Origin of the sequence: Algoriphagus sp. AK58, from assembly GCF_014324365.1 — a bacterium.
GTDB lineage: Bacteria > Bacteroidota > Bacteroidia > Cytophagales > Cyclobacteriaceae > Algoriphagus.
This window is the reverse complement of sequence record NZ_QEIG01000010.1, coordinates 34,841-59,296: the sequence shown is the minus strand read 5'-3', so window position 1 is coordinate 59,296 and position 24,456 is coordinate 34,841. Positions and strand designations below refer to the sequence as shown.

Genomic DNA, 24,456 nt, shown 5'->3' with positions numbered 1-24,456 from the left:
TTTTCATTCTATAGACAAAAAAGGTATTTTAGACCAATACCACAATCCCCATACACTTGGAATCAAAGACTCTTCTCGAAATCGAAAATGCCCAAGTTAATTACTTGGGAAAAGCCACATTTGACCAGCTTAACTTCAATTGGAAAGAAGGTCAACAGTGGGCTATAACAGGTGATTCAGGTCGGGAATTAACCGCTTTTTTGGAAACCTTGAGAGGCAGTACTCACTTACCCAAAGGAAGAGTTTTAAGGCCTTTTGCAACCGACTACATCTCCCAAAAAACAGAGGAAGGGAGCGTTCATAGCTTTCGGGATCTGATCGCTTATGTCTCTCAACAGTACCGATTCCGCAATAAATCCAACCTCCAAAACTTCTATTTTCAGCAACGTTTCAATAGTTCAGAAGCAGATGAGGCAGCCACTGTCAGGGAATATCTTGAGGAAAATTCCACGACTATTTCTGGACCTTGGACACTCGAAAAAGTAGCCGGTTTGCTTCGACTAACTCCCCTTTTGGATTCATCGATTTTGAAACTTTCCAATGGGGAAACAAGACGTTTGGCCTTGGCTTTGGGACTGCTTAGACAGCCCAAAATCTACCTCATGGATCAGCCCATGACAGGCCTCGATCAGGAAAGTAGGGCGGCCTTTGGAGACTTTCTTGAGGCTATTATTTCGGAAGGAATTCATGTCCTCATTACCACCTCTTTGGCTGAAATTCCAGAGGGAATAACCCACATAGGAATGCTAAAATCCGAAGGAAAAATTCAGGTTTGGGATAGGGAAAATTACACTTTGAACAAAAGTCAATTCACGGATTTACCTTGGAAAATTGAACCTCTCAAAGAGCTTTTAACGGGATTTCCTGAAGCAGAAAATGAGGTAATTCGCCTCGATAATGTGAGCATCCGATATGGGGAAAGGACAATTCTTGACCGCCTCAACTGGCAGGTAAATGCAGGTGAACGGTGGCAACTGAAAGGAAAAAACGGCTCCGGAAAATCGACTTTAATCAGCCTCTTGATTGGAGAAAATCCCCAAGCCTATTCCCAGAATTTCTGGCTTTTTAATCGGAAGCGAGGAACAGGGGAAAGCATTTGGGATGTAAAACGACCCATTGGATTTGTAGCACCTGAACTGGTTCGCTTTTTCCCAATCAATCAAACCGTGCGAAAAGTGATTCTTTCCGGTTTTTTTGATACCATGGGTTTGTTCAAAAAAACCACTGCTGAACAAGAGTCAAAAGCTGATCAATGGCTTCAGCTTTTTCAATTGGAGACTTTTGCCAACCAACCCATACAACGGGTTCCTTTGGAGCAACAGCGCTGGACCTTGCTTGCAAGAGCCCTGATCAAAGCACCCAAGTTGTTGATTTTGGACGAAGCCTCTCAAGGAATGGATGAACGACAGCGGGTGATTTTTCGGGAAACGGTTCAGAAAATCCTCGAGCTCACCCCGATTACACTCATCTATGTAAGTCACTATCAGGAGGATATTCCGGAGAAAGTGGATAAGATTTTTAATCTAAGTTGAGTCACCCAGGCTTTAATTTTGACAAGCGGGATAGTATTAAAAATTTGCTTTCTTATTTTTCTAAAATCGACTCGCAACTATGAACAGTAGAAGATCCTTTATTCAGCAGCTTGGTTTGGGAATGGCCCTACCGGCAATTTCCGGCTTTGATTTTCCTTCAAGGTCCATCTCTACTTTTCCATCCTCCGACCTTCAGGGAGAAGATTTTTGGACTGAACTGAGGAGTCAATTTCCCCTGACCACAGATCGGGTCTATCTGAATAATGGCACCTTTGGCCCTGCTCCTTTTTCTGTTCTCCAAGCCATGGAAGCGAGCAATCTGCAGATTAATACCTCGGGAGAATATGGCAATTCCGATCAGGAACGGGTAAAACTGGCTGAATTTTTTCGAATTAAACCTACCGAGTTTTCCATCACCCACAACACCACGGAAGGAATCAACATCATGGCTTGGGGTGTGCCTATGAAGTCCGGGGATGAAGTGATTCTGACCACGCACGAACATGCAGGAAATGCCCTTCCTTGGCTCAACCGGGCTAAATTGGATGGCATCGTACTTCGAACCTTTGAACCCAAATCCACTCAAGCAGAAAACCTGACTGAAATTCAAAAACTAATTAATCCACGAACCAAGGTGATAGCCATTCCCCATGTCACCTGCACCACAGGCTTGGTTTTTCCCATCAAAGAAATCTGTGAAATAGCCAGGAAAAAGGGGATTTTGACCGCAATCGATGGAGCGCATGGTGCAGGAACCTTTGATCTGGATCTCTATGACTTGGGCTGTGATTTCTATGCGGGGTGCTTTCATAAGTGGATGCTTGGGCCGAGCGGCACGGCTTTTCTCTTCATAAGAGAAGAATCTTTAGAAAAGCTTAAAGCTGTCATGATCGGAGGACACTCAGACATCGGTTGGGATATGACGGCAAACCCTCCTGAATTCAAGGGATATGTCCCATCAGCCCGCCGGTTTGACTATGGAACCCAAAGTAAATCCCTTGCAGTCGGTATGGTAGCTGCCGCTGACTTTCACAACCAAATCGGGAAGCAACAAGTACAATCAAGAGTAAAGGAACTCAATCAATATCTTTTTGATGGGCTTGTTAAACTTGGTTCAAAAATAGAAATCCTGACGCCATTGGAGGAGGAATCACGTATTTCAATTGTCTCATTTAGAACAAAAAACATGGACTTCAATGCCTGCGGAGCTGAATTGGGAAAGGCTGGCTTCCGAATCCGTTTGGTTCATGAAGGAAAGGTAAATGCCGTCAGGGTATCCACACACGTATATAACTCCAAGGCGGAATTGGATGCTTTTTTGAAAGAGTTAGGTCGAATATTGGCTTAGCGCTTCTTTTTCAATGTGGCTCTAAACTTCGCCTCCTCGGCCCTAAACTGAGCAATCTGAGCGATCAGATCGAGAGGTAATTCCCGATCGTATGGAAACTGGATCGCACCTTTGGAGGTCACATACTCGGCCAATTCTTTTTTGAATTCCTCTACGCCTGAGTTAGTTGGATAATAGCCCAAATGACTTTTTGCGGCAGCATAGTAGACCAAGACCTCGGTAGTTTTGAAGGCCGGCATATGGTAGCTGATTACCTCTTTTGCATCTGGTATAGCTTCTCTCAATACCTTTCTAATTAATTCAAGTTGCTCTCTTTGCGGTCCTGAAAACCAACTTAAATACTCTTCTACGGTTTCTGGCTTGGCATTCATCATCGTCTCGTTTTCCGAATTAGGTGAGAAAGGTATTTAAAAACAAACAACAATCAACGATATCGTCTAAAACCCAAAAGTCAAAAATTTGGATTTTATCATCTGATTATCAATTGGTTGAAACAAATATTTAATAAGAATAGAAAAGTTGTTCAAATGCATTCTGACCATTGATATGATTTTAGTCAGGCAATTGGACCTACTCACTTCATACTTTTACCCCGGACAAAAACCAAAAACCATTATTTAAAACAAAACTTATCAACAATGAAAATCTTATTTTCTAGGTTACTGTTGGGTGTAGCAGCAGGCCTGACTTTGTGGGGTTGTTATCCCGATGGAATGGATTATTATGAGGACACGGATGTAGTTTTTACCCAGCATGATGTCGAATTTGATTTTAATTCCAGACAGACCTATTCCTTACCGGATAAAATTGTCATCGATGTAAAAATCGACAATGGGGACACCACTTGGGTGTACATGAAGGATTCTTTTGCAAAACCCATTCTTCAATCTATCGAAACCAACCTTTCCAACTATGGGTGGACAAAAGTAACCCTCAGCCAAAAGCCAAACGTAGTGGTCACCCCTGCTGCTACTAAAAATACAACTGTATTTTACAGTTATTGGTATGACTGGTGGTACGGAGGATGGTATCCAGGATGGGGGTGGTATTATCCACCGTATTATTCGGTTTCTGCCTATACTACCGGAACTGTAATTATTACTATGAGTGATCCTAATGTAAATAATGCGGTTGGCAAATCGGAAATAGCCTGGTTGATGGTGGGAAATGGTCTGGCATCAGGTGCGGGTGACGTATCCCGTGTGACGAGAGCCATCGATCAAGCATTTACTCAATCCCCTTATTTGAAAACCAATTAATTCTTCTCTGAGATGAAAAAGTTATTGATTATATCCGCATTTCTGGTGATGGCTTTCATAGGTAATTCTTTTGCCCAAAGCTATACCACTGTTTCCTATTCCATGGGATTGGCCACCGGTGATCTGGGAGACTATACCTCCAATTTCAGTGGCAGAGGGTTTACCTTAGACTATCGTAAAATGGTTCAACCTAATTTAGGAGTTGGGTTTTACACCGGATGGAATGTTTTCTACGAAGAGAAACCTTACGACACCTACACCATTGACAATAGATCTCTTTCAGGAAAGCAGTATCGCTATGTAAATAGCCTTCCTCTCATGGTTGCTGCTGATTATTTCTTAAAACCTGGAGAAGATTTGAATCCCTACCTTGGGTTGGGAGTGGGAACCATTTATACTGAAAGAGCCACAGACTTTGGAATTTATAGGTTTACTCAAGATGCTTGGAGTTTTGCCTTTACCCCTCAGGTCGGATTTATGTACTCTGTTAACAGGTACGCTGGTCTTAACCTTGCTCTCAAATACAATATGGGTTTGGCTTCAGGTGATTTTGATGCCACACAATCCTACTTATCCATTAACATTGGGTATGTGTTTATGGGCAATTAATTGAATTAAACTATAAATTGAACAGAGGTTGATCACTGATCATCCTCTGTTTTTTTATTCCTCTACCTAATATGAAAAATATTATCCTTTCGATTTCTGTAGCATTTATTACCTGGATCTCATGCTCCTGTTCGACCATGATCCATACGTATTCATATAAGCCCAAAGGAGTGGATTTAAAACAATATAAAACCTATGCCTGGGTAAATTTGGATCACTTCGTGGATGAAAATAAACAGGGTCAAAAACTTTATGCGCGCTACATTCTAGATCTGGCCAATGAAGAACTGCTGAAAAAAGGTTTCGTATTGGACGTGGAAAATCCGGATGCAGTATTTCAATTTGACACACAAATAGAAAACAGAGTTTCCTACAACCAATCCCCTACTGTCAGCGTTGGAATAGGCTTTGGTGGACCAGGATACTATGTCGGAGGAGCAGTACCGGTCTCAGGAGGCCAAATCACCCAGCAAAATTACCAAGAGGGAATTCTGACTATAGAAATGTACGAACCCAAAACAGGAAAATTAATTTGGAAAGGATGGGCAGAAGAGGAACTTGGTTTTGAAACCAATCTTGAAGAAGACTTGAAAAAGGCAGTCAGCTTTATATTCATGAAGCTACCCGTAAAACATAAATGATCGTTTAAAAAATAAATAGCTGAAGATTTTAGCCCATGTTAGATTAGTTTATTCTCAGTCCGATTTCACTCTATTCAAACTTTTCTCAAAATGGGGAAGTCTGTATAATTTTTGTTTCCCTACACATTTTCTACTTTCAACTTTTGCAAGACTAAAGAAATGAAAAAGGAAATTACACTATCACAAGCCCAAGAACTCGTGGATCAATGGATCAAAACCGTTGGCGTACGTTATTTCAACGAACTCACCAATATGACCATTCTCATGGAGGAGGTCGGTGAACTAGCCCGAATAATGTCGCGAACCTACGGAGAACAGTCCTTCAAAGAATCAGACAAAGGGAAAGACCTCGGAGATGAAATGGCCGATGTACTGTGGGTGTTGATTTGCCTGGCCAATCAAACCGGAGTTGATTTGACCAAAGCTTTGGAAAAAAACTTTGAGAAAAAGAACATCCGGGATCTGGATCGGCATAAGAATAATGAGAAGCTAAGATGACCGAAGTCAAATGTCCGATGACCGATGATTCGACAAGCTCACCGAAAGTGTTGGATTTTGGAAGAAACCTTTTAGGTTTTCAAAACCTCGAAGGTTTGAACCAAGCATCAGAATTCTGATAAATGAAACAAACACAACATATTTCAGAAAATAAAAATCTGTGAAAATCTATGACTTTTTCTGCGGGAAATACTCCAAATAGATCAGAAAAAAAAGCCTAGAAACGTGTGATCTCAGGCTTTCATTTTTCAATCTTTAAAATCACTTGAACTCGGTATCCATCGCATACTTAAATCAGGTTCGGGCATATCTTTATCCAAGGGAAACATCGGTCGCTTGATCCGCTTATAGCCCAGTCTTTCCAAATCCTGATCTACTCCTCCCGGGGTCAAGGCCATAATCCAATCTCCACGGAGGTCATAAAGTTCGGGCACCAAGTAACCGATCTTCACCACCAAGACATCTGTTTTAGCAGGATCAAGTCCCAGTTCGGTAAAATCCTTCACGTAATGGTAAGGTTTCCGCTTTTCGGTCACGATGATCTTCAGCGAACCCACTTGCACGACTACCTCCGTCTTGGCATCTTGGTCTCCTTCTTTGATAGCCAAGACTTTTCCTTTCAGCAGCACAGGAGGAGCAAAACGGTTATCCACCATTGCACCGGCGAGACCTTCTACCCTATTTCCGATTCCCGCAGTTTTTGCTTTCGCTACCAAATCCGGTCCAGGGATCGAAGCATAAATCAACTCAGGGCCTGTTTCGGATTTGAATTCAGGCCTTTTCAGAAGTTCGGTCAGCGTCCAAGTCACGTCACCCGCACCACCGGCAGTAGGATTGTCACCCATGTCCGAGATCACAAAAGGCCTCTTCCCGCTTTTCAGCGCCATTTCCACGCTTTCATCCAAATAGGCCACAGGGGCTACAAATTCAAATTGATTTCTGACATCCCAGAAGCTTTTTGCGAGGTATTCGGCACTCTCTTTCACCTGCTTTTCATCATCTCCTGTGACCATCACCACGGCATGATTTCGGGGTTCGTCAGCCCAGGCATAGCCAATCCAGATCGCTGCATCGATCACACCTTCTTTTTTGGTTTCCGGATCCACTTTAGCATACAGTCCCTTTCCCGGTTCGATACGGGTACTGGTCTTTTCACCGGGAAGCAAAATCGGCACAGGAATCCAAGCCTTGTATTTCGGCTTGCCTTTTCCACTTTCGATTCGATCCAAAAGATTGACCAAAGCCCGCTTTTTGGATTCGATCGCATCTTCATGAGGAGCCATTCGATAGCAGGTAATCAGGTCAGAATGTCCTGCCAGCCGCTCTGATACGTTCCCATGCAAATCCATGGACGTGGAAATGATCGTCTCAGGACCGACCACTTCCCGAATTCGAGCAATCATATCTCCCTCAGGATCATCCAAACCGACCACACTCATCGCGCCGTGGATGTCGAGAAACAGACCATCGTAAGGCAGGTTTTGCTTGAGCATGTCCAGCGTTTTACCCAATAGTGATTCATACGCCTCCTTGCTCACTATCCCTCCGGGAATCGCATGGCCTCGAAGGGTCGGAAACCACTGTGCGCGGGCAAGGGTAGAGGAATCTTTTTCCATAAATGGATAATAGGTAAATACCTCCTCTCCCACTCTAGATTTGAATGCTGCTTCCTCGGTCACAGCCGGTGAAAAAGTACTCGACTCGATCGCAATTCCTGCAATCGCGATACGGGGAAGTGGTTTTTCTTTTTCAGAACAGGAGAAAAGAGCTAAGAAAAGAAGAGCGAAAACGTATAGATTTTTCATGAAAGAGGGATTTCCTGTTGAAATACGGGAAAAAATGGCGGAGGCCAAAATTCATTTTCAAAGTCTGGCTAAGGGAAAATGAATAGGAATTGAAAAATTACTGTTGATATCAAATCCGAACCAAGTAACCCCGATCATCCACTTTTATCACTTCTTGGTACAAATCCAAGGTCAGACAAAAATCGATATCTGATTCGATTCCGTGATTTTGAAGTCGTTTGGCATGAGAAGCCTTGGAAAGGTAACTTTTCAACTGATGTCCTTCCCGCTCAAAAAGTGACTTCATTGCCAAAGCACCGTCTTCATCTGCTTGATGTGTGGATTCTAAGGATTTGACCAAAGCGCCAGCATAAAGTGAATCTTCCAGATTAAATCGTCCTTTCCATCCCGCACAGTGAACCAAAACGTCCAATCTCTGTGCTTGGATGTAAGAGACTGTTGCCTGAAGGTTGGGAAAAGCTCCGATGAGAATCTCCGCTGCTCCTTTGGATTTTTCGATGGCTTGGGTCCCGTTGGTTGTAGTCATAGCTAACCTCCTGCCTTCGTATCCTCCAGAAAGGTAAGCAACGGGTGAGTTTCCCATTTCGAATCCTGGCGCGGTCAACCCGTTTCTTTCACCACCGATCAAGAAGCCCTCCGCCTGCATGGCGCGACAAGCCTCCAAATCTGCAAAAGGAAGGATCTCTGTGACTCCACTTGCCAAGGCGGCAACCATTGTGGATGTGGCCCGAAAAATATCGACCACAACCACAATTTTGCCTTCTACTTCATGGAGATGAATTAGTTCGGGACTGAAGCAGACTTCGATGGAATTCATTAGGCTTTCAAAAGCGGAAGTTTTTCGACTTGAGCTTTCAGGTTTTTGTTACGGATTTGGATGAAAATCTCGGTTCCGGGCTTGCTGAATTCGGTTTTCACATATCCCAAACCGATTCCCACGCCCATGCTTGGAGATTGCGTACCGGAAGTCACCTCACCGATGACCTCGCCGGCTGCATCCACAATTGGATAATGGCCTCTCGGAATGCCTCGCTCCTGCATGATGAATCCAACCAATTTTCGGGAAACGCCTTCTTCTTTGTGCTTTTTGATCGCTTCGGAATTGGTAAAGTCCTTGGTGAATTTGGTAATCCAACCCAAACCCGCTTCGATCGGAGAAGTGGTGTCTGTGATGTCATTGCCATACAAGCAATAGCCCATTTCCAATCTCAAGGTATCTCTGGCGCCCAATCCAATAGGCTTGATGTCAAAGTCTTTCCCGGCTTCAAAAATGGCCTTCCATACGTGCTCAGCATCTGCATTTTTCACATAAATCTCAAATCCACCCGCACCGGTATAGCCTGTACCGGAGATGATCACATCCTGTACGCCTGCAAAATCACCAACGGTGAAATGATAGAATTTCACTTCTGAAAGATTCACTGAGGTAAGGGACTGCACCGCTTCAATTGCCTTTGGACCTTGCACAGCAAACAAACAATACTCATCGGAAGCATTGGTCAACTTAGCCGCCATGGTATTGAATTTATTTACCCAAGCCCAGTCTTTGTCGATGTTGGAAGCATTGACAACGAGCATGTACTTTTCGTCAGAAAACTTATACACGATCAGGTCATCCACGATGCCCCCTGTCTCATTGGGAAAGCAGGAATATTGCGCCTGACCTACCACTAATTTGGACGCGTCATTGGAGGTCACTTTTTGGATCAGTTCCAAGGCATGTGGACCTTCTACAAAAAATTCACCCATGTGGGACACGTCAAACACTCCTACTCCATTTCGCACGCAGAGATGCTCCTCATTGTCCGAACTGTAACGAACGGGCATATTGAAACCTGCGAAAGGAACCATTTTGCCACCAAGGGCAATATGAAGGTCATTTAAGGGAATGTATTTGACTGTAGTATCCATATTTGGGTCGTTTTTTTAACGTGGGCAAAGGTAAGGATTGGGGGCGATTTAGGCGCTGTGAAAACTGATTTTATCTAATGTATTACAACAAAAAAGCAGCCTTTTGGGGCTGCTTTCTGATAGAGTTTGTAAAATGGAATGGAATTAAACCGAGAAGCTTTCCCCGCATCCGCAGGTTCGGCTTGCATTTGGGTTGACAAACTGGAATCCCTTGCCATTGAGACCATCTGAAAATTCCAAGGTCGTGCCGGCAAGGTAAAGCAGGCTTTTTCTGTCCACCAGGATTTTGACTCCCTTGTCTTCGAAGACATGGTCTGTCTCCGCTAAGGTGGCATCAAATCCCAAATCGTACATCAAGCCGGAACAGCCTCCTCCTTTCACAGAAACCCGGATGTTTTCATTTTCAGCCCGGCCCTCCTCTTTCTTCAGTTCGAGAATTCTCTCTTTGGCTTTGTCAGAAACGGTGATCATATCTTTTATAACTTTACTTATTGATATTGCTTTCGAATGTGGGGAAAACATACCCCTTTGAAAAAAGATTCAACCCAAATATATAAAATTACCACATGAGGAAAATCGAACATCTCGGAATTGCCGTCAAAGACCTGGAAAAATCAAACGAACTCTTCCAAAAACTCCTTGGAAAAGAGCACTTTAAAACAGAGATCGTCGAAGGTGAAGGCGTAGAAACCAGTTTTTTTCAGGTCGGAGAAACGAAGATAGAATTGCTTCAAGCCACCCGTCCCGACAGCCCAATTGCAAAGTATTTGGAGAAAAAGTCAGAGGGAATCCATCACATCGCTTTTGATGTGGAAGACATCCATTCAGAAGTGGCCCGACTCAAAGTCGAGGGATTTGAAATCCTGAATGAAATCCCAAAAGAAGGTGCCGACAATAAATTAGTGGTATTTTTGCACCCGCGCAGCACGAATGGAGTGTTGGTGGAGTTATGCCAGGAAAAGAAGTGATCAGTGGTCAGTCACAGTTGGCAAGAAGTCAGAAAGCTGAATTCGGAAGTCTGAAAAAAGTAACCAGTGGTCAGTCGCAGTTGGAAGGAAGTCAGAAAGCTAAATTCAGAAGTCTGAAATAATTAAGAAACCCAATCTGCGAAAATCAGTGTCTTTTTCTGTGAAAATCTGCGGAAATAAAAAGCATATTAATTCGAAAATTGTAAATCCAAATGTCAACTAAGAGAACAGAAATCAGTGAGTTGGGTGAGTTTGGCCTGATTGACCATATCAATACCAGAGTACAACTTAAAAACTCCTCTACGCTGAAAGGCATAGGAGATGACGCCGCTGTTATCGACGCAGGGGATCACGTGAAAGTGGTTTCCACCGATTTGCTTTTAGAAGGCGTGCATTTTGATCTGGCCTATGCCCCACTTCCACATGTAGGTTTCAAAGCCGTGGCTGTCAACGTCTCTGACATCGCGGCCATGAATGCCATTCCCAAGCAAATCACCGTAAGCATTGCTCTTTCTAATCGATTCTCTGTTGAAGCGGTAGATGCGCTTTACGAAGGGATCAACGCGGCCTGTGAGCACTATGGAGTGGATTTGGTCGGTGGCGATACTACTGCATCCCGAAGCGGATTGGTCATTTCAATCACCGCCATCGGCGAAGCCAAGAAAGAGCAACTCAGCTACCGCTCCGGTGCAAAAGTGAATGACATCCTTTGCGTGACCGGAGATTTGGGAGCGGCATTGGTTGGTTTACAGATTTTGGAGAGAGAAAAGCAAGTCTACCTTTCCAATCCCGACATGAAACCTGAACTGGAGAAGTATACCGTGGTGACCGGTCGCCAACTTCGTCCCGATGCACGGATGGACATCATCCATGAACTCAGAGAACTCGGAGTAGTTCCTACCTCCATGATGGATATTTCTGATGGATTGGCCTCTGAAATTTTCCATATCTGCAAAGCCTCTGGCGTTGGAGCAACGATCTATGAGGATAAACTACCAATCGATAAGCAGACTTTTGACACTGCGGTAGAACTGAATATGGACCCGATTACCTGCGTGCTCAATGGAGGAGAAGATTACGAATTGCTTTTCACTATCGATCAAAAGGACTTTGCGAAGCTGGAAAAACACCCAGACATCCACTTTATCGGCCACATGACTAAGCCCGAAGAAGGAAAATACCTGGTAACCAAAAGCGGAACTGCGGTACAGCTAAAGGCTCAGGGCTGGAAGCATTTCTGAAGAAACAAGATTTTAGAAGCAAGAAACAAGACAAAAGCCGGATAGAAATATTCGGCTTCTTTATTGTTGCCTTATTGCCAACAATCAGACTATAAAAAACCGAAATACTAACTATTTATATTGTTTAACGTTTACACATTTTTTTTCATTAATAGGTAATTCATACCACTAATTAAAATGTTTGTCAACTTAATTTTTAAATTAAAACTAATTCTAATACATTGGAAAGTTGCTGATACCGCTTCAACTCAGTAACCAAACATTAACTAATCCAAAATAACAATGAGAGAATTAAAATCTAACCAAAAACCAAAAGCCAAATTTCACGGGGAACCCCACCAAATTGTAGTTAATTCTTCCCAGAAGGGGAACTCCTTATCGAAGCTTTTTGCAGGAGGAATCATTGCGAGCTCACTTTTTTTTGCAGCATGCTCTGATCTTCCTACAGAAACTACAAATCAAGATTTCCCCACTCAGACCTCAAATCAAGGTGCAATACTATCCTTGGTGAAGGGGCAATCAGAACCAATAGTCATCAACGCCAATATATCTTCCAAGGATGAGCAAGGAGAAAATTTTCGTGCCACAACAGCTCCTGGCGAGGATCGGGGAAGATTCAATATCACGCTGAAATTTATTACCCCCGTCACAGAACGTCAGAATGAGGTATTTACCTCTGCAGCTGCTAGATGGGAAAGAATCATCATCGGGGATATCCCTTCGATCACAGGAACTTTGCCTTCTGCTTTTCAGGGATTCCCTCCGGTGGTACAAAATGGCACTATCGATGACTTGATTATTGAAGTGGCCATTGCGCCAATCGATGGTCCAGGTAGAATACTAGGACAGGCAGGACCGAGATTTCTTAGAACCACTGGCGGACTACCTGTTTCAGGAGTTATGTTCTTTGATGTGGCTGACTTGGATTTCCTTGAAGAGTTGGACCTTTTTGAAGATGTAATCGTGCATGAAATGGGACACGTACTTGGAGTAGGCACCATCTGGAACAGCTCAGGAAGAACCCTCCGAGAAGGACCTGCCAGCAATCCATTCTTCAATGGTAAGGCTGCCAATGTACACTGGAACTCATTCGGTGGAACAGGGCTTCTTCCTATTGAAAATGTTGGTGGACCAGGAACTGCCGGAGGCCACTGGAGAGAATCCATTTTGAGAAACGAATTGATGACAGGCTTCCTGAATCTTGGTTCCAATCCACTCAGCCGCATCACTGCTGCCTCCATGAATGATTTGGGCTACAGAGCTGCTGTGGTAGGCGAACGATATGAACTTCCTCTTCTAAACGCAAGAGTGGAAGGTCATGAAGGCGAAGGAATCAACATTGGCGAAATGGAACTTCTCCTCGAACCGATCGGGTACGTAGTAACCGAAAATGAATAATTAAATGAAAGGTTGAAGCGGAACCTTTAAAAAATGTAATCCCCGATCTATTTGACATGGATCGGGGATTTTTCTTTGGCATTTTCATACTTTATTTTTCGTGTCCATCACGATTGTCACCGGACCGTCATTGATCAGGCTTACTTTCATATCCGCTCCGAATTCACCGGTTCCGATAGATTTTCCAAGTTCAGATTCCAATGCTGAAATCATCTTTTCGTATAATGGAATCGCCACATCCGGTTTGGCTGCTTTAATGTAGGAAGGACGATTACCTTTTTTGGTACTTGCATGTAGCGTGAACTGAGAAATCAACAATATTTCTCCGTCTACATCGAGGAGGCTCCTATTCATGACTTCATTTTCATCCGGAAATATGCGGAGGTTGACGATTTTTTTGGATAGCCAGTCAATATCTTCCTGACCGTCTGCATCCTCGATTCCCAATAGAACCATCAGACCAAGGCCAATTTCCGCTTTGATTTTTCCTTCGATTTTTACCGAGGATTCACTGACACGCTGGATAACTGCTATCATTTGCTGAGGTCTTGCATTTGTCCTGATGTGATAATTTCAACCGATCGGGAATGAGAAGAAAGGGCTGTTTTCACCATAGATTTAGCAACTTGGTGATCATAAATCGGACGGATGTTTTTTGCCAGCCTGAGCCAAACCAAAGGCTTCATAAAGACGGTAGCCACTTGTTCGCCAAAGCGGAATTCATTTCTGTGGCCCAGTAAAAGCGATGGACGAAACAAGCCCAAATAACCGAATTGAAAAGCTTTCAGATCCTCTTCTGTTTCTCCTTTGACTTTATTGTAAAAGACTGAGGAAGTAGCATCCGCTCCTATAGCAGAAACATAAAGGAATTTAGATGCTCCGATTTTCTTTGCCCAAGCTGCAAACCCGATCACCAAATCATGGTCAATTGCATAAAACTTTTCCTTTGAACCAGCGACTTTGATAGTGGTACCCAAACTGGAAAAAGCATGGATTTCTGCTTTTTTCTCTTTGATCGCTTCGAGCAGATCAGTGTACTCACCGCCCAATGATTCGGATCTAATTTTCCCCTCCCAGTCCCAGGAGGAAAGCTTGAAAAGATCTCCGTCAATTTGGATCAGCTTATTGTGTTTGAGAGCGAGCTTCCTTCTGCCCACGCTGAGGATAAAATCATACTGGGCACTTTTCATCAGCTGATGAAGCAGTTGCATACCCACCAGACCAGATGTACCTGACAATAAGGCTATTTTCATATGTTTATTATTCCTTTTTAGCGGTCAAACCTGCTTTGGCAGGGAGGTGGAAAGCCATGAGGAATCATTCCTCTAAGTGAGAATTAATTCTCATGGGCATTTCATGAAATAACAGTCGATTGAATCAATGGTAAAAGCTCCGATTCCAGCTCTTGGTTTTTGTTTCGGGCATACCAAAGATGCAAAGTTTCTGAAAACTCTTTATAGCTTTTCCCTTTGGAGTCTCTTTTATACTCCAAGACTAACTCATGGGCAGAAGCGGGTCTTGGCCCCCATGTAAACAATTCGCAAGTTAAATCTGCTGTCATTGCTACCATTTTGGGGATCGAGCGAGTTCCGTGGGTAAGGTAATCATCCATGACCTCAGGATGCTCATCACGTAGGATAAACCGCAGCTGAATTCGAGAGGAGAGATCTGCAAGCTTGACGATGTATGGAATATTTTGTGCAGCATCCCCACACCAAGCTTCAGTAATCACCAGCCAGATTTGATCTTCGGTGATCGCTTCCACTGCATCTCGCATAGTATCAGACACTTTTGCAGTCTTATCCCATCGTGCCATTCGTTGCACATTCATTCGGGTATAGTCCAAGTATGCTTCTGAGTGATTACTTCCTGTTGTTTTGTTTTCCAAAAGAAGCTTGTCGATAAGTTCTCGGTAGGCTCCATAAGTCATGGCATGATTGATCAGATCGAGAGTAATCGATCCCAAATGTGGCTGCATAAAACAAATGTTGGTTTGATTGTAATGCCAAACAGGGAAACCTAGTCTTGGGTTCGCTCCCAATTTAAAAACTGCTCCACTTCATCCTTTACCTTGGCATACACTGCCAATACCACAGAAAGGTCATCAGCAAAACCAAACACCCCCAAAAAGTCCGGAATAAAATCCACCGGAGAAAGGAAGTATACCAAAGCCAACACAATCAGTCCCAAGGTGCTGAAGGCAATTTTGTGCTCTCCTCGGAAGTGAGCCTTGATCATCCGGATAAAAATCTGAATGGGTTGAATGAATTTTTGAACTTTCGGATTACTGGCAACTTTGGAAAGCTTGGCCACTACATTTTGAACCAGCTCAATGAGCTTCTGCTCTTGTCGGATAATGACCTCTACCTGCCTTCCAAACAAGGCTTTTGCTTTTTCCACTATTCCCGGCTTAGATTCTGAGTAGGAGTTCATGCGACTTAGAAGTAAAGTTGGATTTCAGATTTCACTTGCTTCAACGCGAAATTGATCGCATCATTTTTTCGATCCAAAGACTGTGCGAAAATGGCCTTAGCCAATTCCATTCCTGAGGCATCTCCATCCAAAGACTGTCTGCTCAGGTTGATGATCGTCGTAACTTCTTCTACCGCCCTGCGTACGGCTTCCCAGGTCTCTTCAGAGAAATACACCTGCTGGCTGAGGTTGTGATTAAACTCTTCTCTGACTTCAGAAAGCAACATCGGATGTAGTTCAGCAGCGGTGAACTGGGAAGGATTGGATCTTCTCACCAGATTATTTGGGGTGATTCGCTCGAGCAGGAGGCAAAGCCTTTCAGCAGCCTGAAGTCTGACAGGAAGAATGACTTGGGAATTTTGAGTCTTCAGTTCGACCAGCATTTTTTCCCGATCCTTAGACAGAAAGGAAATAACTACGAGATACATGCCATACAAGACAGCACCTGCAGGAAGGATGATTTTAAGAAGATCTAGAAGGTAGTCCATGTGTTGAAGTTTCTGTTCGAATATCCGTAATTCTACCTTGTCAAAAAACCGGCCGAACGCATATTTTTGCCAGGATTTATGAACCAAAGCCTTCCAAATTTGCTTTTTAACGCATGCTGATTCCCATTCAAATCACCCCAAAGGCAGAAGCCGAGATAAAGGACATCATGGCTAACAAGAACATCCCTGCCGACTATTTCCTGCGTGTAGGAGTGAAGGGCGGAGGTTGCGGCGGCATGTCTTACGCTCTTGGATTCGACAAAGCCAAGCCTGAGGATCAGCAGTTTGAGATCCATGGCATTCCGGTTTTGATCGAGAAAAAGCACTACATGTTTTTGATGGGAATGCAGATTGATTTCTTTGAGGGAGACGAAGCAAGGGGCTTTACTTTTGTCAATCCGGATATTCCCAAGCGCCACGATCAATGATTTTTTGTACCTTCTGGTCTTAAATCAAAAGAACATGAAGGCGCTGTTTACCTTTTTACTTTTTCTGACATTTAGTCATTTTTCTATAGGGCAGGTTAGACAACTCGCCCCGGAACAAAATCCCGGAAAAGCATCCATTGAAGACTTTGATTGGCTGGTTGGCTACTGGTCCGGTACAGGTCTTGGAGGGGACTGTGAGGAAGTCTGGATGCCTGCGGTAGATGGGCATATGATCGGCACATTTCGGTTTTGGGAAAATGGAAAGCTGGTATTTTCCGAATTCATGAATTTGGTTGAGGATGGAGAAAGCGTCTCCATGAAACTGAAACACTTCGGGTCCGACCTGATGGGCTGGGAGGAAAAAGAAGAATGGACGACTTTTGAACTGATCGAATTGGGAGAAAAAAAAGCATACCTCAACGGCATGACGATCGAGCGAAAAGGTGATCAGTTAATTTTTCAGGTGAATATTTCCGAAGGAGGAGAGCCTAAAATCGAGACCTTTACCTACAGCAAAAAATCACTTTAACCGATTGATTTTTAAGTTTTTTTAAACTAAACCCCTAAACTTATCGTGAACTGTATCAATTCACAACCAATCTTTAAGACCATGAAAAATCTTTTTGTTCTCTTCCTCGCTGTCTTTGCCCTGGCTTCCTGCAAAGTCGCAGACTTGGTCACTGCTGATGGCAGAAAAAAAACCATTGATCCATTGACTTATGACCAAGTAATCAAGTCTGCTGAACTAGCCAATAAGAAGACTTTTAAAGTCATCGAACAGGCAAACGCAACAAAAGACATTGTTCAGTTGAATCGGATGTTTGAGAAAAAACTGGTTGAAAATGGATTCTCTTTAGCCGAAGAAAATCCTCAATTGTTGGTTCAGAGTGTAATCGCCTCCGTAGATTTTGAAAATGAGGTTTTGAGACATAGTGTTTCCAGTAGCCCAGGTGGTTATTTTGGCTCATCACCATCATTCCAACCTGTCCAAAAAACTGGGCAATATGGAAAAGTGATCTTCCTGATCCAGGATGCAAAAACCAACGAAGTCCTATGGATGGGAACCGGCACAGGAATCTTGACTGCCAATGAAGTATTGAATACCAAGGAAATCAAAACTGCTTTGGATCGATTGATCGCAGGATTGAAATAAGGCATTTCAAAAATTCTTCAATTTCTAAAATCAGGACTAGTCCTGCGTCTCCTAACGCGGGACTTATTTTTTCCGGAAATGCTGCTTTCGGAAAAGCAGTCTAACCTAATCAATCTGCATCTGGATACTGCGACTGATCACTGATCACTTCCCGGTGACCCCTACTCCTCAAACCCCGGCTTCACATTGTCCCAAAACTCATCCAGCGCGATGATTCTGGGCTTGAGAAAGGAAATGATCTTTGGCCAATCAGCCTGCTCCATCACATTGACTCCAGGAAGCACTTTTTCGATTTTGGAAACGGTCTGCCCCATTTCATTTTTAGCATGAAGTTTCCAGTCCCACTCCTCCCCCAAACTGGCTTTGAGCAAGTTCTTCAGTTCTTTGAACTGATCAAAAAACAGTTCCTGCAACTCGACATCCGGATGCCCCAATTCAATTCCGATGGAAGCAAACTCCCGCTCTGCCTTCATGCGGAAATATACATCCTTGATTCCTGTCCGGTAGTTTGGCCAATTGATTTTCCGTCCTTGGGCATTGGGAACGGGCTTCATGTATTGCCCAAAAGCAATCCAGAAGTCAGTCCGGATTTTGGAAAGTTCTGCTCGGGAATACATTCACTTTAGGCAAAATCCTCCGGATAGCAAACCGTCACCGCCGAGTACTGCACGATTCCTCCGAGTGCTGGGTGATGTTTCCTTAGGGTGAGCTTGACGCTTTTCACCTTGGGATACGCCTGAAGGATATCGCCCACGATCAAATGACCCAAATGCTCCAGCAACTTCACTTTGACATCCATTCTAGCCTTGATCAGTTTGTACAACTTGGCGTAATCGACCGTGTCTTTCAAACTGTCGTGAAGCATGGCCTCCTTGAAGTCAGTCTCCAACTCCAGATCCAGCGTAAAGCGATTTCCAAGAATAGACTCTTCCGGGTAGACGCCATGATAGGCGTGAAATTCTATTCCCTCCAGCGCGACTTTGCCCATCAGTCAAATTGATCAAAAAAGGATCCTGAGGATTTTTTTGGGTCTTCCTGTGCTGGTTCCTCCCGCAAAGGCTCAGTTTCAGCTTTTGGAGTTTCCGGAACCTCCTCCGCTATTTCATGTTCCTCCTCTAGGACATGCTGCTCAACGGCCATCGGCAAGGGTTCTTCCTCCTGAACATGTTCTTCTTCGATGGGCAATTCGCCCATATCTTCCAGATCATGTTGAAGCGCCTCGATGGTCTCTTGTGTTTCATCATCGAGATGCGCTGTGGTCATGTCTTCTTCAAACTGGTTTTCGGGCTCATCTTCGGTATGAGCAACTGCATTGGGAACAGTCGCAGCAAGAGTTGCTACATTGGCAACAGTGAAATGGCTCGAACGACTGAGCTCATCTACTGCTCTTTGGTAAGCCTTGGCATCGATTCGGAAAAAATGGGCATCAGAAAGCTCTATCTGATTCAGGGCATCCTGAGACAGTCTTTTCAGGCTTTTTACCAAAGCCTCCCTTTGCTCCAAAAGACCGTCATAGCTTCTCACCAGGCTTTGCATACTTTCCCTGATCTCCTTGATGGTTTCTTTTGCTTTGACTTCAGCGGCAGAAGTTATGATTCGCGCCTGCTCATCTGCTTGTCTCATCACCTGTTCGGCATACTGCTGAGCCTGCTTGGTGGTGCTTTCGGCTATTTGATTGGCCTCATGAACGATTTGATCGGCCGCTTCTGTGGCTTCCGTGATGATGCTTGCCCCTGTGTCCTCTGCCGTTTTTAGCGTACGAAAAAGTGAATCTTCCACATCTTTTAGTCGCTTGGCCTCCGCCTCCACTTGCTGCAATCGGCTTCTCAATTCCAGATTTTCCTGGTTGATCTGCTCCATGGCCACACTCATTTCCTCCAGAAAATCGGTGACCTGTTTTTTCTCAAATCCTCTGAATGAGGTTTCGAATGCTTTTTGACGGATGGCGGTTGGGGAAATTTTCATACAATATCAAATTCAATTTGCCAGATAGAAATTGTGCGGTCATCAGAAACCGATACAATATTCTGAGAATAGGTACTCCAAAGGACCTTGTTGATCGAAGTACCATGACCTGCATTTCGGGCTTTATCTATGACTTTCAAAAGCTTTCGATTTTCCACATCCCAAATTTTGATGGACTTGTCCATGGAGCAGGTGACAAGGTACTTCCCGTCCTCTTTGTAAGATAAATAATTAATGGCATACATGTGCGCCACAATGTTTTCCTCCAAGGAATAATTGATGGAATTCCAAAATTTCAGGTGCGCATCCCTAGCTCCGGAGATCAGAATTGTCTCATCAGGCGAATATCCCAATGCAAAAACAGAATTAGTGTGCCCGGATAGGTTGGCAATAGGTTGATGCCCATTGGTAAGGTCGAGAATTTTGATAGAATGATCGCTCAAACCCAAGGCCAATTGCCTTTTTATAGGAGCTACAGCAATGACCCGAATACTTTTTGAACTGAGTTTGATGTGTTTTTTGATCGAACGCTCTGTCATGTCCACCACGATCAATACTCCGTCACCTGTCCCTACAAAGAGTTCATTTCCGAAAATCTTGAGATCAAAAATCGCTTGATCAGTCACCTTCAGGCTCCAAATTTCCTTGTTTTCGTTCAGGTCAATGACATGAATTCCTTCAAAATTGTGTCCAATGACCAATAAATTTCTCTCTCGGTCCACTTCCAATGCATAGACTGAATGAGGCAGTTTTGCAATCAATTTTCCATCCTTGGGACGGTCCAAATCCCACTCGACAACCATACCATCCCCCGCTCCAGTATAAAAAAATCGGGGATCGCTCCCCTCTGTCAGTGCATAAATGCAGTCATTGTGCCCAGTCAGTGTATGTAATTTATTTACTTGGATTTTTGACATATATTGGAAGATCACTCAGCTGAGCCATGTTGGCCTATGCAAACAAAAATAGAAAAAATTGACGCTTCCTCGGCCTTAGCCATAAAGATTATCGAAGACCAAGAATTTGAGGATTTAGAATTCTTAAGTTTCCGCGAAAAACTTTCCTTAGCCAACATTTCTCATCCTGAGAAAAAGCGGGAATGGGCAACAGCCAGATTGGCGATCCACGATGCCTTGTTGCAACTACAGATCCCGTATCCCGGTTTTTTCAAAGATGAACATGGGAAATCTCAATCCATGAACGGTCATGGCTATGTGTCGCTGACTCATACTGTGGGATATGCAGGAGCTATTTTTCACAGAGAGCAGCCCGTGGGTATTGATATGGATTTGATTCGAGAAAAAATCCTATCCATAGGTTTTCGGTTTTTGGATAAAATAGAGCTCGATTTCCTTCAGAAAGACCCCGCTCACTACACTATGGCTTGGTCTGCCAAGGAATCTATCTTCAAATGCCAAGGAAAAAGGGGCGTTTCATTTAGAGAGAATATTTTACTCGATCCTTTTAATCCTGAAGATCAGGTGATCAAAGGTCGAATAAGAGGCACGGACTACACAGATCATCATTACACGGTAGAAGTCCGTAGATTAGACAATGTGATACTGACCTATACTATTTGGTAACAAGTGAAAAAAATGAAAAAACTGTTTTTTGCTTCACTCTTGGCTTTGGGGATGATAGGAACTTCCTATTGCCAATCTTACAATCAACTTTCTGCCACTGATGCGGTGACGGGAAAAGTATTGGAGTTGGGAAATATGGTGGGAGCAAAAGGAATGGTCTTGATCTTCCATAGTCTAAACTGCCCCTTTGCAAAAATGTATGAGGGCCGGATCAAAGCTCTTAGGACAAATTTTCAGAACCAGGGAATAGCATTTGCCTTAGTCAACCCAGAAGCGTCAAACAGCGAGGCAGATCAAATTCCGCTTCGGGCTTACATCGATGAAAGCGGGTTAAACATGTCTTATTTGATTGACTCTGGCCAAATTTGGACAAAACTTTTCCAGACTACCAAAATCCCGGAAGTCATTGTTCTGGTACAGGGAGCAAAGGGATTGGAAATAAAGTATCGAGGGGCGATAGACAACAATCCTCAAGCAGAAACTGCCGTCACTGAAAGACACCTGGAAAGAGCATTAAATCAGATTCTGAAGGGAGACATGCCTATGGCCTACCAAGTAAGGCCTGTAGGATGCAATATCCGCACTTATTGATTTTCCAGAATAGAAATCAATTCGCGAACTTCTTCCACTTTGTTGGCTTCTCCCAATTTTTCAAAGGCATTTCCGAGATTTCTGAGAGACCTCAGAATAATAGCCAAATGGGAACAAGGCTCAAAAAACTCTTCTTTCGGTTCTATTTTCAAATGCTCCAGATAATTGAAAATATCCTGACGACTGAAAATCAATCCCTTATTGAACGCATTGATATAGAAAGTCAAATCAGCGGTTTTGTAAGTAAGCACAAATAGGTTGGGCAGATTGACCCCATAGATGGGAAGCCCCAATTTTTTGGCTACCAACATATAAATTGCACATAGGCTGATTGGATTTCCTTTTTTTGTATCCAGCACGGTCGATAGCATACTATTTCCAGGTGAGTGGAAATTTTTGGTATTTGCTGAAAATCGAAGCGTATTGAACAGCACATTGTTGATAATTCTCACCTGATCATAAGGCTGAAGATCATTTTTGAATGCAGTCCAGACTTCAAAATAAATCTGATGCATCTCGGCATTCAACTTGGCAAAATCCAAATCCGGATACTGATAGGTGTTGATGATCCAGAGGCCCGTGAGTAAGTCACGGTCCTCTGTATTTTTCCAATCGGCCAGTCTTTTTTTCAGCAGTGCAAATTGGAGCTCATGGACGAGCTCTTCAATTTCCTTTTGAAGCTCGGGGTTAAAACTGTTTTCCCATTTTTGTTCCAAAAAAGGAATAATCTCGGCTCCAATTGAAATGATCTTATCCCGAACATGAGATTTCACCTCCCAATCCGGATCATCCAGAAGAGAAACCAAAGCGTCCAATTGAGCGGGACTAAATTCATCCATAGTCTTTCGGTCTTCCAATTAAGTTAATCAAAGATCAGGTCTGAATCACACCTACATTGAATCTTTCTGTAATCGGAGCATGATTAGCCGCTTCTATTCCCATGCTGATTACTTTCCTGGTCTCTCTTGGGTCTATGACCCCGTCTACCCAAAGGCGAGCTGCCGCATAATATGGACTCAGTTCTTCATTGTATTTGGCAATGATTTCATCCAAAAGTTGTTTCTCTTCCTCTGTAGAAATCTCTTTTCCGCTTTTTTTCAAAGAGGCTACTTTGATCTGAAGCAAAGTTTTGGCTGCCGAAGCACCGGACATCACAGCCATTTGGGCTGTAGGCCAAGAATAGATCAATCGTGGATCGTAGGCTTTTCCACACATGGCATAATTGCCGGCTCCATAGGAATTGCCTACTATGATGGTGAATTTAGGCACGACAGAATTGGCCATAGCATTGACCATTTTTGCGCCGTCTTTGATAATGCCTCCATGTTCAGCTTTCGAACCGACCATAAATCCACTGACATCCTGAAGGAATACCAAAGGAATCTTCCTCTGATTGCAGTTCATGATAAATCTGGCAGCTTTGTCTGCGGAGTCTGAATAGATCACTCCGCCCATTTGCATTTCGCCTTTGGCGGTTTTGACAATTTTGCGCTGATTGGCAATGATTCCCACCACCCAGCCATCGATCCGGGCCGTACCGCAGATCAGTGTCTTTCCATAATCCTTTTTATATTCTTCTAAGGAACCCGCATCTATCAAGCCTTCGATTACCTGATGCATATCGTAAGGCTTGGCCCGATCTACGGGGAAAATTTCTAAAAGCTTCTCTCCTGATAAAGAAGGATTTTTCGCTTCAATCCGGTCGAATCCAGCTTTGGGATTCTCTCCGAGGGTTGCGAAAATCTTTCGGATCGCATCCAGACATTCTTGGTCATTTTCATATTTATTGTCCGTGACTCCGGAAATCTCACAATGCGTAGTAGCTCCTCCCAGAGTTTCGTTATCCACGTTTTCTCCAATGGCTGCTTTGACCAGGTATGATCCTGCCAAAAAGATAGAACCTGTCTTATCTACAATCAAAGCCTCATCAGACATGATCGGAAGGTAGGCCCCTCCTGCCACACAACTGCCCATAATGGCCGCAACTTGAACGATGCCCATGGCAGACATTTTGGCGTTATTGCGGAATTGTCGCCCAAAATGCTCCTTATCCGGGAAAATCTCGTTCTGCATCGGTAGGAAAACACCGGCACTATCCACCAGATATATGATCGGAAGCCGGTTTTCCATAGCTACTTCCTGTGCACGGAGGTTCTTTTTGGCAGTCATAGGAAACCACGCTCCTGCCTTTACTGTGGCGTCATTGGCCACGATAACGCACATCCTTCCACTCACATAGCCTATCCCGGTCACCACTCCCGCAGAAGGACAGCCTCCCTCCTCCTCATACATGCCATCAGCGGTAAAAGCCCCGATTTCTAAAAACTCTGATTCTTTATCTATCAGGTAATCGATCCGCTCTCTTGCAGTCAATTTACCTTTTTCGTGCTCAGAGGCTATTCGTTTGGGGCCACCCCCGAGCTTCACTTGATCTAATTTACTCTGGAGTATTTCCAGATATTTCTCAAATGAGGGATTAGTTTTTTCCATGAGAAAATGAGTCAATTATTTGGGTTTATAGGGAATTAAACCCCCAAATGGGAGCCTAAGTTTGCCAGCGAAGATA

At 43.7% G+C, this 24,456-nt stretch carries 30 protein-coding genes; 14 read left to right on the top strand and 16 right to left on the bottom strand.

Annotation, left to right across the window (positions count from 1 at the left end; translation table 11 throughout):
- Window positions 1-56 precede the first annotated feature (56 nt).
- Together DDT91_RS11090 and DDT91_RS11085 are read left to right on the top strand one after the other, a co-directional pair.
- Complete coding sequence (locus DDT91_RS11090) at window positions 57-1,532, top strand: ATP-binding cassette domain-containing protein (protein ID WP_187176252.1); 1,476 nt, start codon at window positions 57-59, stop codon at window positions 1,530-1,532.
- Between the two features lie 79 nt (window positions 1,533-1,611).
- Window positions 1,612-2,880, top strand: a complete 1,269-nt coding sequence (locus tag DDT91_RS11085; protein WP_187176251.1) for an aminotransferase class V-fold PLP-dependent enzyme — start codon at window positions 1,612-1,614, stop codon at window positions 2,878-2,880.
- Here the strand turns inward: DDT91_RS11085 and DDT91_RS11080 are convergent.
- A complete protein-coding gene (locus tag DDT91_RS11080; RefSeq protein WP_255502085.1) occupies window positions 2,877-3,254 on the bottom strand; it encodes an iron chaperone in 378 nt (125 codons plus the stop codon). The two genes, DDT91_RS11085 and DDT91_RS11080, sit on opposite strands and share 4 nt — an antisense overlap.
- Window positions 3,255-3,518: 264 nt before the next feature.
- Here DDT91_RS11080 and DDT91_RS11075 point away from each other — a divergent pair, with 264 nt between their 5' ends.
- The 4 genes from DDT91_RS11075 to DDT91_RS11060 all read left to right on the top strand — a co-directional run bounded on the left by DDT91_RS11075 (window position 3,519) and on the right by DDT91_RS11060 (window position 5,887).
- On the top strand, window positions 3,519-4,139 hold the full coding sequence (locus DDT91_RS11075; protein WP_187176250.1) for a DUF4136 domain-containing protein: 621 nt from the start codon (window positions 3,519-3,521) through the stop codon (window positions 4,137-4,139).
- Between the two features lie 12 nt (window positions 4,140-4,151).
- Window positions 4,152-4,748, top strand: a complete 597-nt coding sequence (locus DDT91_RS11070) for an OmpW family outer membrane protein (protein WP_187176249.1) — start codon at window positions 4,152-4,154, stop codon at window positions 4,746-4,748.
- Window positions 4,749-4,819: 71 nt separating this feature from the next.
- Window positions 4,820-5,389, top strand: coding sequence for a DUF4136 domain-containing protein (locus DDT91_RS11065; RefSeq protein ID WP_187176248.1), 570 nt, complete (start codon window positions 4,820-4,822; stop codon window positions 5,387-5,389).
- 159 nt (window positions 5,390-5,548) lie between these two features.
- Entirely contained in the window at window positions 5,549-5,887 is a 339-nt protein-coding gene (locus DDT91_RS11060) for a nucleotide pyrophosphohydrolase (protein WP_187176247.1), read from the top strand.
- 248 nt (window positions 5,888-6,135) lie between these two features.
- Here DDT91_RS11060 and DDT91_RS11055 read toward each other — a convergent pair whose 3' ends face one another.
- The 4 genes from DDT91_RS11055 to DDT91_RS11040 form a co-directional block, all read right to left on the bottom strand.
- On the bottom strand, window positions 6,136-7,692 hold the full coding sequence (locus DDT91_RS11055) for a M81 family metallopeptidase (RefSeq protein ID WP_187176246.1): 1,557 nt from the start codon (window positions 7,690-7,692) through the stop codon (window positions 6,136-6,138).
- Between the two features lie 109 nt (window positions 7,693-7,801).
- Entirely contained in the window at window positions 7,802-8,509 is a 708-nt protein-coding gene (locus DDT91_RS11050) for a 2-phosphosulfolactate phosphatase (protein WP_187176245.1), read from the bottom strand.
- Entirely contained in the window at window positions 8,509-9,603 is a 1,095-nt protein-coding gene (gcvT, locus tag DDT91_RS11045) for a glycine cleavage system aminomethyltransferase GcvT (protein ID WP_187176244.1), read from the bottom strand. The genes DDT91_RS11050 and gcvT overlap by 1 nt, the downstream gene beginning before the upstream one ends.
- A gap of 144 nt (window positions 9,604-9,747) precedes the next feature.
- Window positions 9,748-10,074 carry an iron-sulfur cluster assembly accessory protein gene (locus tag DDT91_RS11040; RefSeq protein ID WP_187176243.1) on the bottom strand — a complete coding sequence of 109 codons (327 nt, stop codon included), beginning with the start codon at window positions 10,072-10,074 and terminating at the stop codon, window positions 9,748-9,750.
- Between the two features lie 95 nt (window positions 10,075-10,169).
- Between DDT91_RS11040 and mce the strand changes: the two genes are divergently transcribed.
- The 3 genes from mce to DDT91_RS11025 all read left to right on the top strand — a co-directional run bounded on the left by mce (window position 10,170) and on the right by DDT91_RS11025 (window position 13,210).
- Entirely contained in the window at window positions 10,170-10,571 is a 402-nt protein-coding gene (gene mce / locus DDT91_RS11035; RefSeq protein WP_187176242.1) for a methylmalonyl-CoA epimerase, read from the top strand.
- Window positions 10,572-10,783: 212 nt separating this feature from the next.
- On the top strand, window positions 10,784-11,812 hold the full coding sequence (thiL, locus tag DDT91_RS11030) for a thiamine-phosphate kinase (protein ID WP_187176241.1): 1,029 nt from the start codon (window positions 10,784-10,786) through the stop codon (window positions 11,810-11,812).
- A gap of 507 nt (window positions 11,813-12,319) precedes the next feature.
- Window positions 12,320-13,210: a leishmanolysin-related zinc metalloendopeptidase gene (locus tag DDT91_RS11025; protein ID WP_187176240.1), complete on the top strand. Its 891-nt coding sequence runs from the start codon at window positions 12,320-12,322 to the stop codon at window positions 13,208-13,210.
- Between the two features lie 84 nt (window positions 13,211-13,294).
- Here the strand turns inward: DDT91_RS11025 and dtd are convergent, their stop codons facing one another.
- The 5 genes from dtd to DDT91_RS11000 form a co-directional block, all read right to left on the bottom strand.
- Complete coding sequence (gene dtd, locus DDT91_RS11020; RefSeq protein WP_187176239.1) at window positions 13,295-13,747, bottom strand: D-aminoacyl-tRNA deacylase; 453 nt, start codon at window positions 13,745-13,747, stop codon at window positions 13,295-13,297.
- Entirely contained in the window at window positions 13,744-14,463 is a 720-nt protein-coding gene (locus DDT91_RS11015) for an oxidoreductase (protein ID WP_187176238.1), read from the bottom strand. Before DDT91_RS11015 ends, dtd begins: the two co-directional genes overlap by 4 nt.
- A 101-nt stretch (window positions 14,464-14,564) precedes the next feature.
- The gene (locus DDT91_RS11010) at window positions 14,565-15,188 is read right to left on the bottom strand and encodes a thioredoxin family protein (protein WP_187176237.1); all 624 of its coding nucleotides are present in this window, start codon (window positions 15,186-15,188) and stop codon (window positions 14,565-14,567) included.
- 41 nt (window positions 15,189-15,229) lie between these two features.
- Window positions 15,230-15,643 carry a YkvA family protein gene (locus DDT91_RS11005; protein ID WP_187176236.1) on the bottom strand — a complete coding sequence of 138 codons (414 nt, stop codon included), beginning with the start codon at window positions 15,641-15,643 and terminating at the stop codon, window positions 15,230-15,232.
- Window positions 15,644-15,648: 5 nt separating this feature from the next.
- Window positions 15,649-16,170, bottom strand: coding sequence for a hypothetical protein (locus DDT91_RS11000; protein ID WP_187176235.1), 522 nt, complete (start codon window positions 16,168-16,170; stop codon window positions 15,649-15,651).
- A 113-nt stretch (window positions 16,171-16,283) separates the two neighbouring features.
- Here DDT91_RS11000 and DDT91_RS10995 point away from each other — a divergent pair, with 113 nt between their 5' ends.
- The 3 genes from DDT91_RS10995 to DDT91_RS10985 all read left to right on the top strand — a co-directional run bounded on the left by DDT91_RS10995 (window position 16,284) and on the right by DDT91_RS10985 (window position 17,751).
- Window positions 16,284-16,598, top strand: a complete 315-nt coding sequence (locus tag DDT91_RS10995; RefSeq protein WP_187176234.1) for an iron-sulfur cluster assembly accessory protein — start codon at window positions 16,284-16,286, stop codon at window positions 16,596-16,598.
- 34 nt (window positions 16,599-16,632) lie between these two features.
- Window positions 16,633-17,127, top strand: a complete 495-nt coding sequence (locus DDT91_RS10990; RefSeq protein WP_187176233.1) for a DUF6265 family protein — start codon at window positions 16,633-16,635, stop codon at window positions 17,125-17,127.
- 81 nt (window positions 17,128-17,208) lie between these two features.
- Window positions 17,209-17,751, top strand: a complete 543-nt coding sequence (locus DDT91_RS10985; protein ID WP_187176232.1) for a DUF4136 domain-containing protein — start codon at window positions 17,209-17,211, stop codon at window positions 17,749-17,751.
- A gap of 161 nt (window positions 17,752-17,912) precedes the next feature.
- Here DDT91_RS10985 and DDT91_RS10980 read toward each other — a convergent pair whose 3' ends face one another.
- The 4 genes from DDT91_RS10980 to DDT91_RS10965 are packed head-to-tail and all read right to left on the bottom strand — an operon-like array spanning window position 17,913 to window position 20,633.
- Window positions 17,913-18,368 carry a DUF4268 domain-containing protein gene (locus tag DDT91_RS10980; protein WP_187176231.1) on the bottom strand — a complete coding sequence of 152 codons (456 nt, stop codon included), beginning with the start codon at window positions 18,366-18,368 and terminating at the stop codon, window positions 17,913-17,915.
- 5 nt (window positions 18,369-18,373) lie between these two features.
- On the bottom strand, window positions 18,374-18,739 hold the full coding sequence (gene folB, locus DDT91_RS10975) for a dihydroneopterin aldolase (RefSeq protein ID WP_187176230.1): 366 nt from the start codon (window positions 18,737-18,739) through the stop codon (window positions 18,374-18,376).
- Window positions 18,739-19,716: a DivIVA domain-containing protein gene (locus DDT91_RS10970; RefSeq protein WP_187176229.1), complete on the bottom strand. Its 978-nt coding sequence runs from the start codon at window positions 19,714-19,716 to the stop codon at window positions 18,739-18,741. The genes folB and DDT91_RS10970 overlap by 1 nt, the downstream gene beginning before the upstream one ends.
- Window positions 19,713-20,633: a WD40 repeat domain-containing protein gene (locus DDT91_RS10965; protein ID WP_187176228.1), complete on the bottom strand. Its 921-nt coding sequence runs from the start codon at window positions 20,631-20,633 to the stop codon at window positions 19,713-19,715. Before DDT91_RS10965 ends, DDT91_RS10970 begins: the two co-directional genes overlap by 4 nt.
- A gap of 36 nt (window positions 20,634-20,669) precedes the next feature.
- Here DDT91_RS10965 and DDT91_RS10960 point away from each other — a divergent pair, with 36 nt between their 5' ends.
- Window positions 20,670-21,299, top strand: coding sequence for a 4'-phosphopantetheinyl transferase superfamily protein (locus tag DDT91_RS10960; protein WP_187176227.1), 630 nt, complete (start codon window positions 20,670-20,672; stop codon window positions 21,297-21,299).
- A gap of 12 nt (window positions 21,300-21,311) precedes the next feature.
- Window positions 21,312-21,890: a redoxin domain-containing protein gene (locus DDT91_RS10955; protein ID WP_187176226.1), complete on the top strand. Its 579-nt coding sequence runs from the start codon at window positions 21,312-21,314 to the stop codon at window positions 21,888-21,890.
- Here the strand turns inward: DDT91_RS10955 and DDT91_RS10950 are convergent.
- Together DDT91_RS10950 and DDT91_RS10945 are read right to left on the bottom strand one after the other, a co-directional pair.
- On the bottom strand, window positions 21,884-22,729 hold the full coding sequence (locus DDT91_RS10950; protein ID WP_187176225.1) for a transglutaminase-like domain-containing protein: 846 nt from the start codon (window positions 22,727-22,729) through the stop codon (window positions 21,884-21,886). The two genes, DDT91_RS10955 and DDT91_RS10950, sit on opposite strands and share 7 nt — an antisense overlap.
- A gap of 34 nt (window positions 22,730-22,763) precedes the next feature.
- The gene (locus DDT91_RS10945) at window positions 22,764-24,380 is read right to left on the bottom strand and encodes an acyl-CoA carboxylase subunit beta (protein WP_187176224.1); all 1,617 of its coding nucleotides are present in this window, start codon (window positions 24,378-24,380) and stop codon (window positions 22,764-22,766) included.
- Window positions 24,381-24,456: the final 76 nt, after the last annotated feature.

What these genes read in the sequence shown, in the direction of transcription:
- thiL (WP_187176241.1), top strand. Translation starts at nt 10,784, where the DNA reads ATGTCAACTAAGAGAACAGAAATCAGTGAGTTGGGTGAGTTTGGCCTG.
- DDT91_RS11040 (WP_187176243.1), bottom strand. Translation starts at nt 10,074, where the DNA reads ATGATCACCGTTTCTGACAAAGCCAAAGAGAGAATTCTCGAACTGAAG.
- DDT91_RS11010 (WP_187176237.1), bottom strand. Translation starts at nt 15,188, where the DNA reads ATGCAGCCACATTTGGGATCGATTACTCTCGATCTGATCAATCATGCC.
- dtd (WP_187176239.1), bottom strand. Translation starts at nt 13,747, where the DNA reads ATGATAGCAGTTATCCAGCGTGTCAGTGAATCCTCGGTAAAAATCGAA.
- DDT91_RS10950 (WP_187176225.1), bottom strand. Translation starts at nt 22,729, where the DNA reads ATGGATGAATTTAGTCCCGCTCAATTGGACGCTTTGGTTTCTCTTCTG.
- DDT91_RS11000 (WP_187176235.1), bottom strand. Translation starts at nt 16,170, where the DNA reads ATGGACTACCTTCTAGATCTTCTTAAAATCATCCTTCCTGCAGGTGCT.
- DDT91_RS10970 (WP_187176229.1), bottom strand. Translation starts at nt 19,716, where the DNA reads ATGAAAATTTCCCCAACCGCCATCCGTCAAAAAGCATTCGAAACCTCA.
- DDT91_RS10990 (WP_187176233.1), top strand. Translation starts at nt 16,633, where the DNA reads ATGAAGGCGCTGTTTACCTTTTTACTTTTTCTGACATTTAGTCATTTT.
- gcvT (WP_187176244.1), bottom strand. Translation starts at nt 9,603, where the DNA reads ATGGATACTACAGTCAAATACATTCCCTTAAATGACCTTCATATTGCC.
- folB (WP_187176230.1), bottom strand. Translation starts at nt 18,739, where the DNA reads ATGGGCAAAGTCGCGCTGGAGGGAATAGAATTTCACGCCTATCATGGC.
- DDT91_RS11055 (WP_187176246.1), bottom strand. Translation starts at nt 7,692, where the DNA reads ATGAAAAATCTATACGTTTTCGCTCTTCTTTTCTTAGCTCTTTTCTCC.
- DDT91_RS10945 (WP_187176224.1), bottom strand. Translation starts at nt 24,380, where the DNA reads ATGGAAAAAACTAATCCCTCATTTGAGAAATATCTGGAAATACTCCAG.
- DDT91_RS11005 (WP_187176236.1), bottom strand. Translation starts at nt 15,643, where the DNA reads ATGAACTCCTACTCAGAATCTAAGCCGGGAATAGTGGAAAAAGCAAAA.
- DDT91_RS11050 (WP_187176245.1), bottom strand. Translation starts at nt 8,509, where the DNA reads ATGAATTCCATCGAAGTCTGCTTCAGTCCCGAACTAATTCATCTCCAT.
- DDT91_RS10980 (WP_187176231.1), bottom strand. Translation starts at nt 18,368, where the DNA reads ATGTATTCCCGAGCAGAACTTTCCAAAATCCGGACTGACTTCTGGATT.
- DDT91_RS11070 (WP_187176249.1), top strand. Translation starts at nt 4,152, where the DNA reads ATGAAAAAGTTATTGATTATATCCGCATTTCTGGTGATGGCTTTCATA.
- DDT91_RS11060 (WP_187176247.1), top strand. Translation starts at nt 5,549, where the DNA reads ATGAAAAAGGAAATTACACTATCACAAGCCCAAGAACTCGTGGATCAA.
- mce (WP_187176242.1), top strand. Translation starts at nt 10,170, where the DNA reads ATGAGGAAAATCGAACATCTCGGAATTGCCGTCAAAGACCTGGAAAAA.
- DDT91_RS11075 (WP_187176250.1), top strand. Translation starts at nt 3,519, where the DNA reads ATGAAAATCTTATTTTCTAGGTTACTGTTGGGTGTAGCAGCAGGCCTG.
- DDT91_RS11085 (WP_187176251.1), top strand. Translation starts at nt 1,612, where the DNA reads ATGAACAGTAGAAGATCCTTTATTCAGCAGCTTGGTTTGGGAATGGCC.
- DDT91_RS10965 (WP_187176228.1), bottom strand. Translation starts at nt 20,633, where the DNA reads ATGTCAAAAATCCAAGTAAATAAATTACATACACTGACTGGGCACAAT.
- DDT91_RS10955 (WP_187176226.1), top strand. Translation starts at nt 21,312, where the DNA reads ATGAAAAAACTGTTTTTTGCTTCACTCTTGGCTTTGGGGATGATAGGA.
- DDT91_RS11065 (WP_187176248.1), top strand. Translation starts at nt 4,820, where the DNA reads ATGAAAAATATTATCCTTTCGATTTCTGTAGCATTTATTACCTGGATC.
- DDT91_RS10985 (WP_187176232.1), top strand. Translation starts at nt 17,209, where the DNA reads ATGAAAAATCTTTTTGTTCTCTTCCTCGCTGTCTTTGCCCTGGCTTCC.
- DDT91_RS11080 (WP_255502085.1), bottom strand. Translation starts at nt 3,254, where the DNA reads ATGATGAATGCCAAGCCAGAAACCGTAGAAGAGTATTTAAGTTGGTTT.
- DDT91_RS10960 (WP_187176227.1), top strand. Translation starts at nt 20,670, where the DNA reads ATGCAAACAAAAATAGAAAAAATTGACGCTTCCTCGGCCTTAGCCATA.
- DDT91_RS10995 (WP_187176234.1), top strand. Translation starts at nt 16,284, where the DNA reads ATGCTGATTCCCATTCAAATCACCCCAAAGGCAGAAGCCGAGATAAAG.
- DDT91_RS11015 (WP_187176238.1), bottom strand. Translation starts at nt 14,463, where the DNA reads ATGAAAATAGCCTTATTGTCAGGTACATCTGGTCTGGTGGGTATGCAA.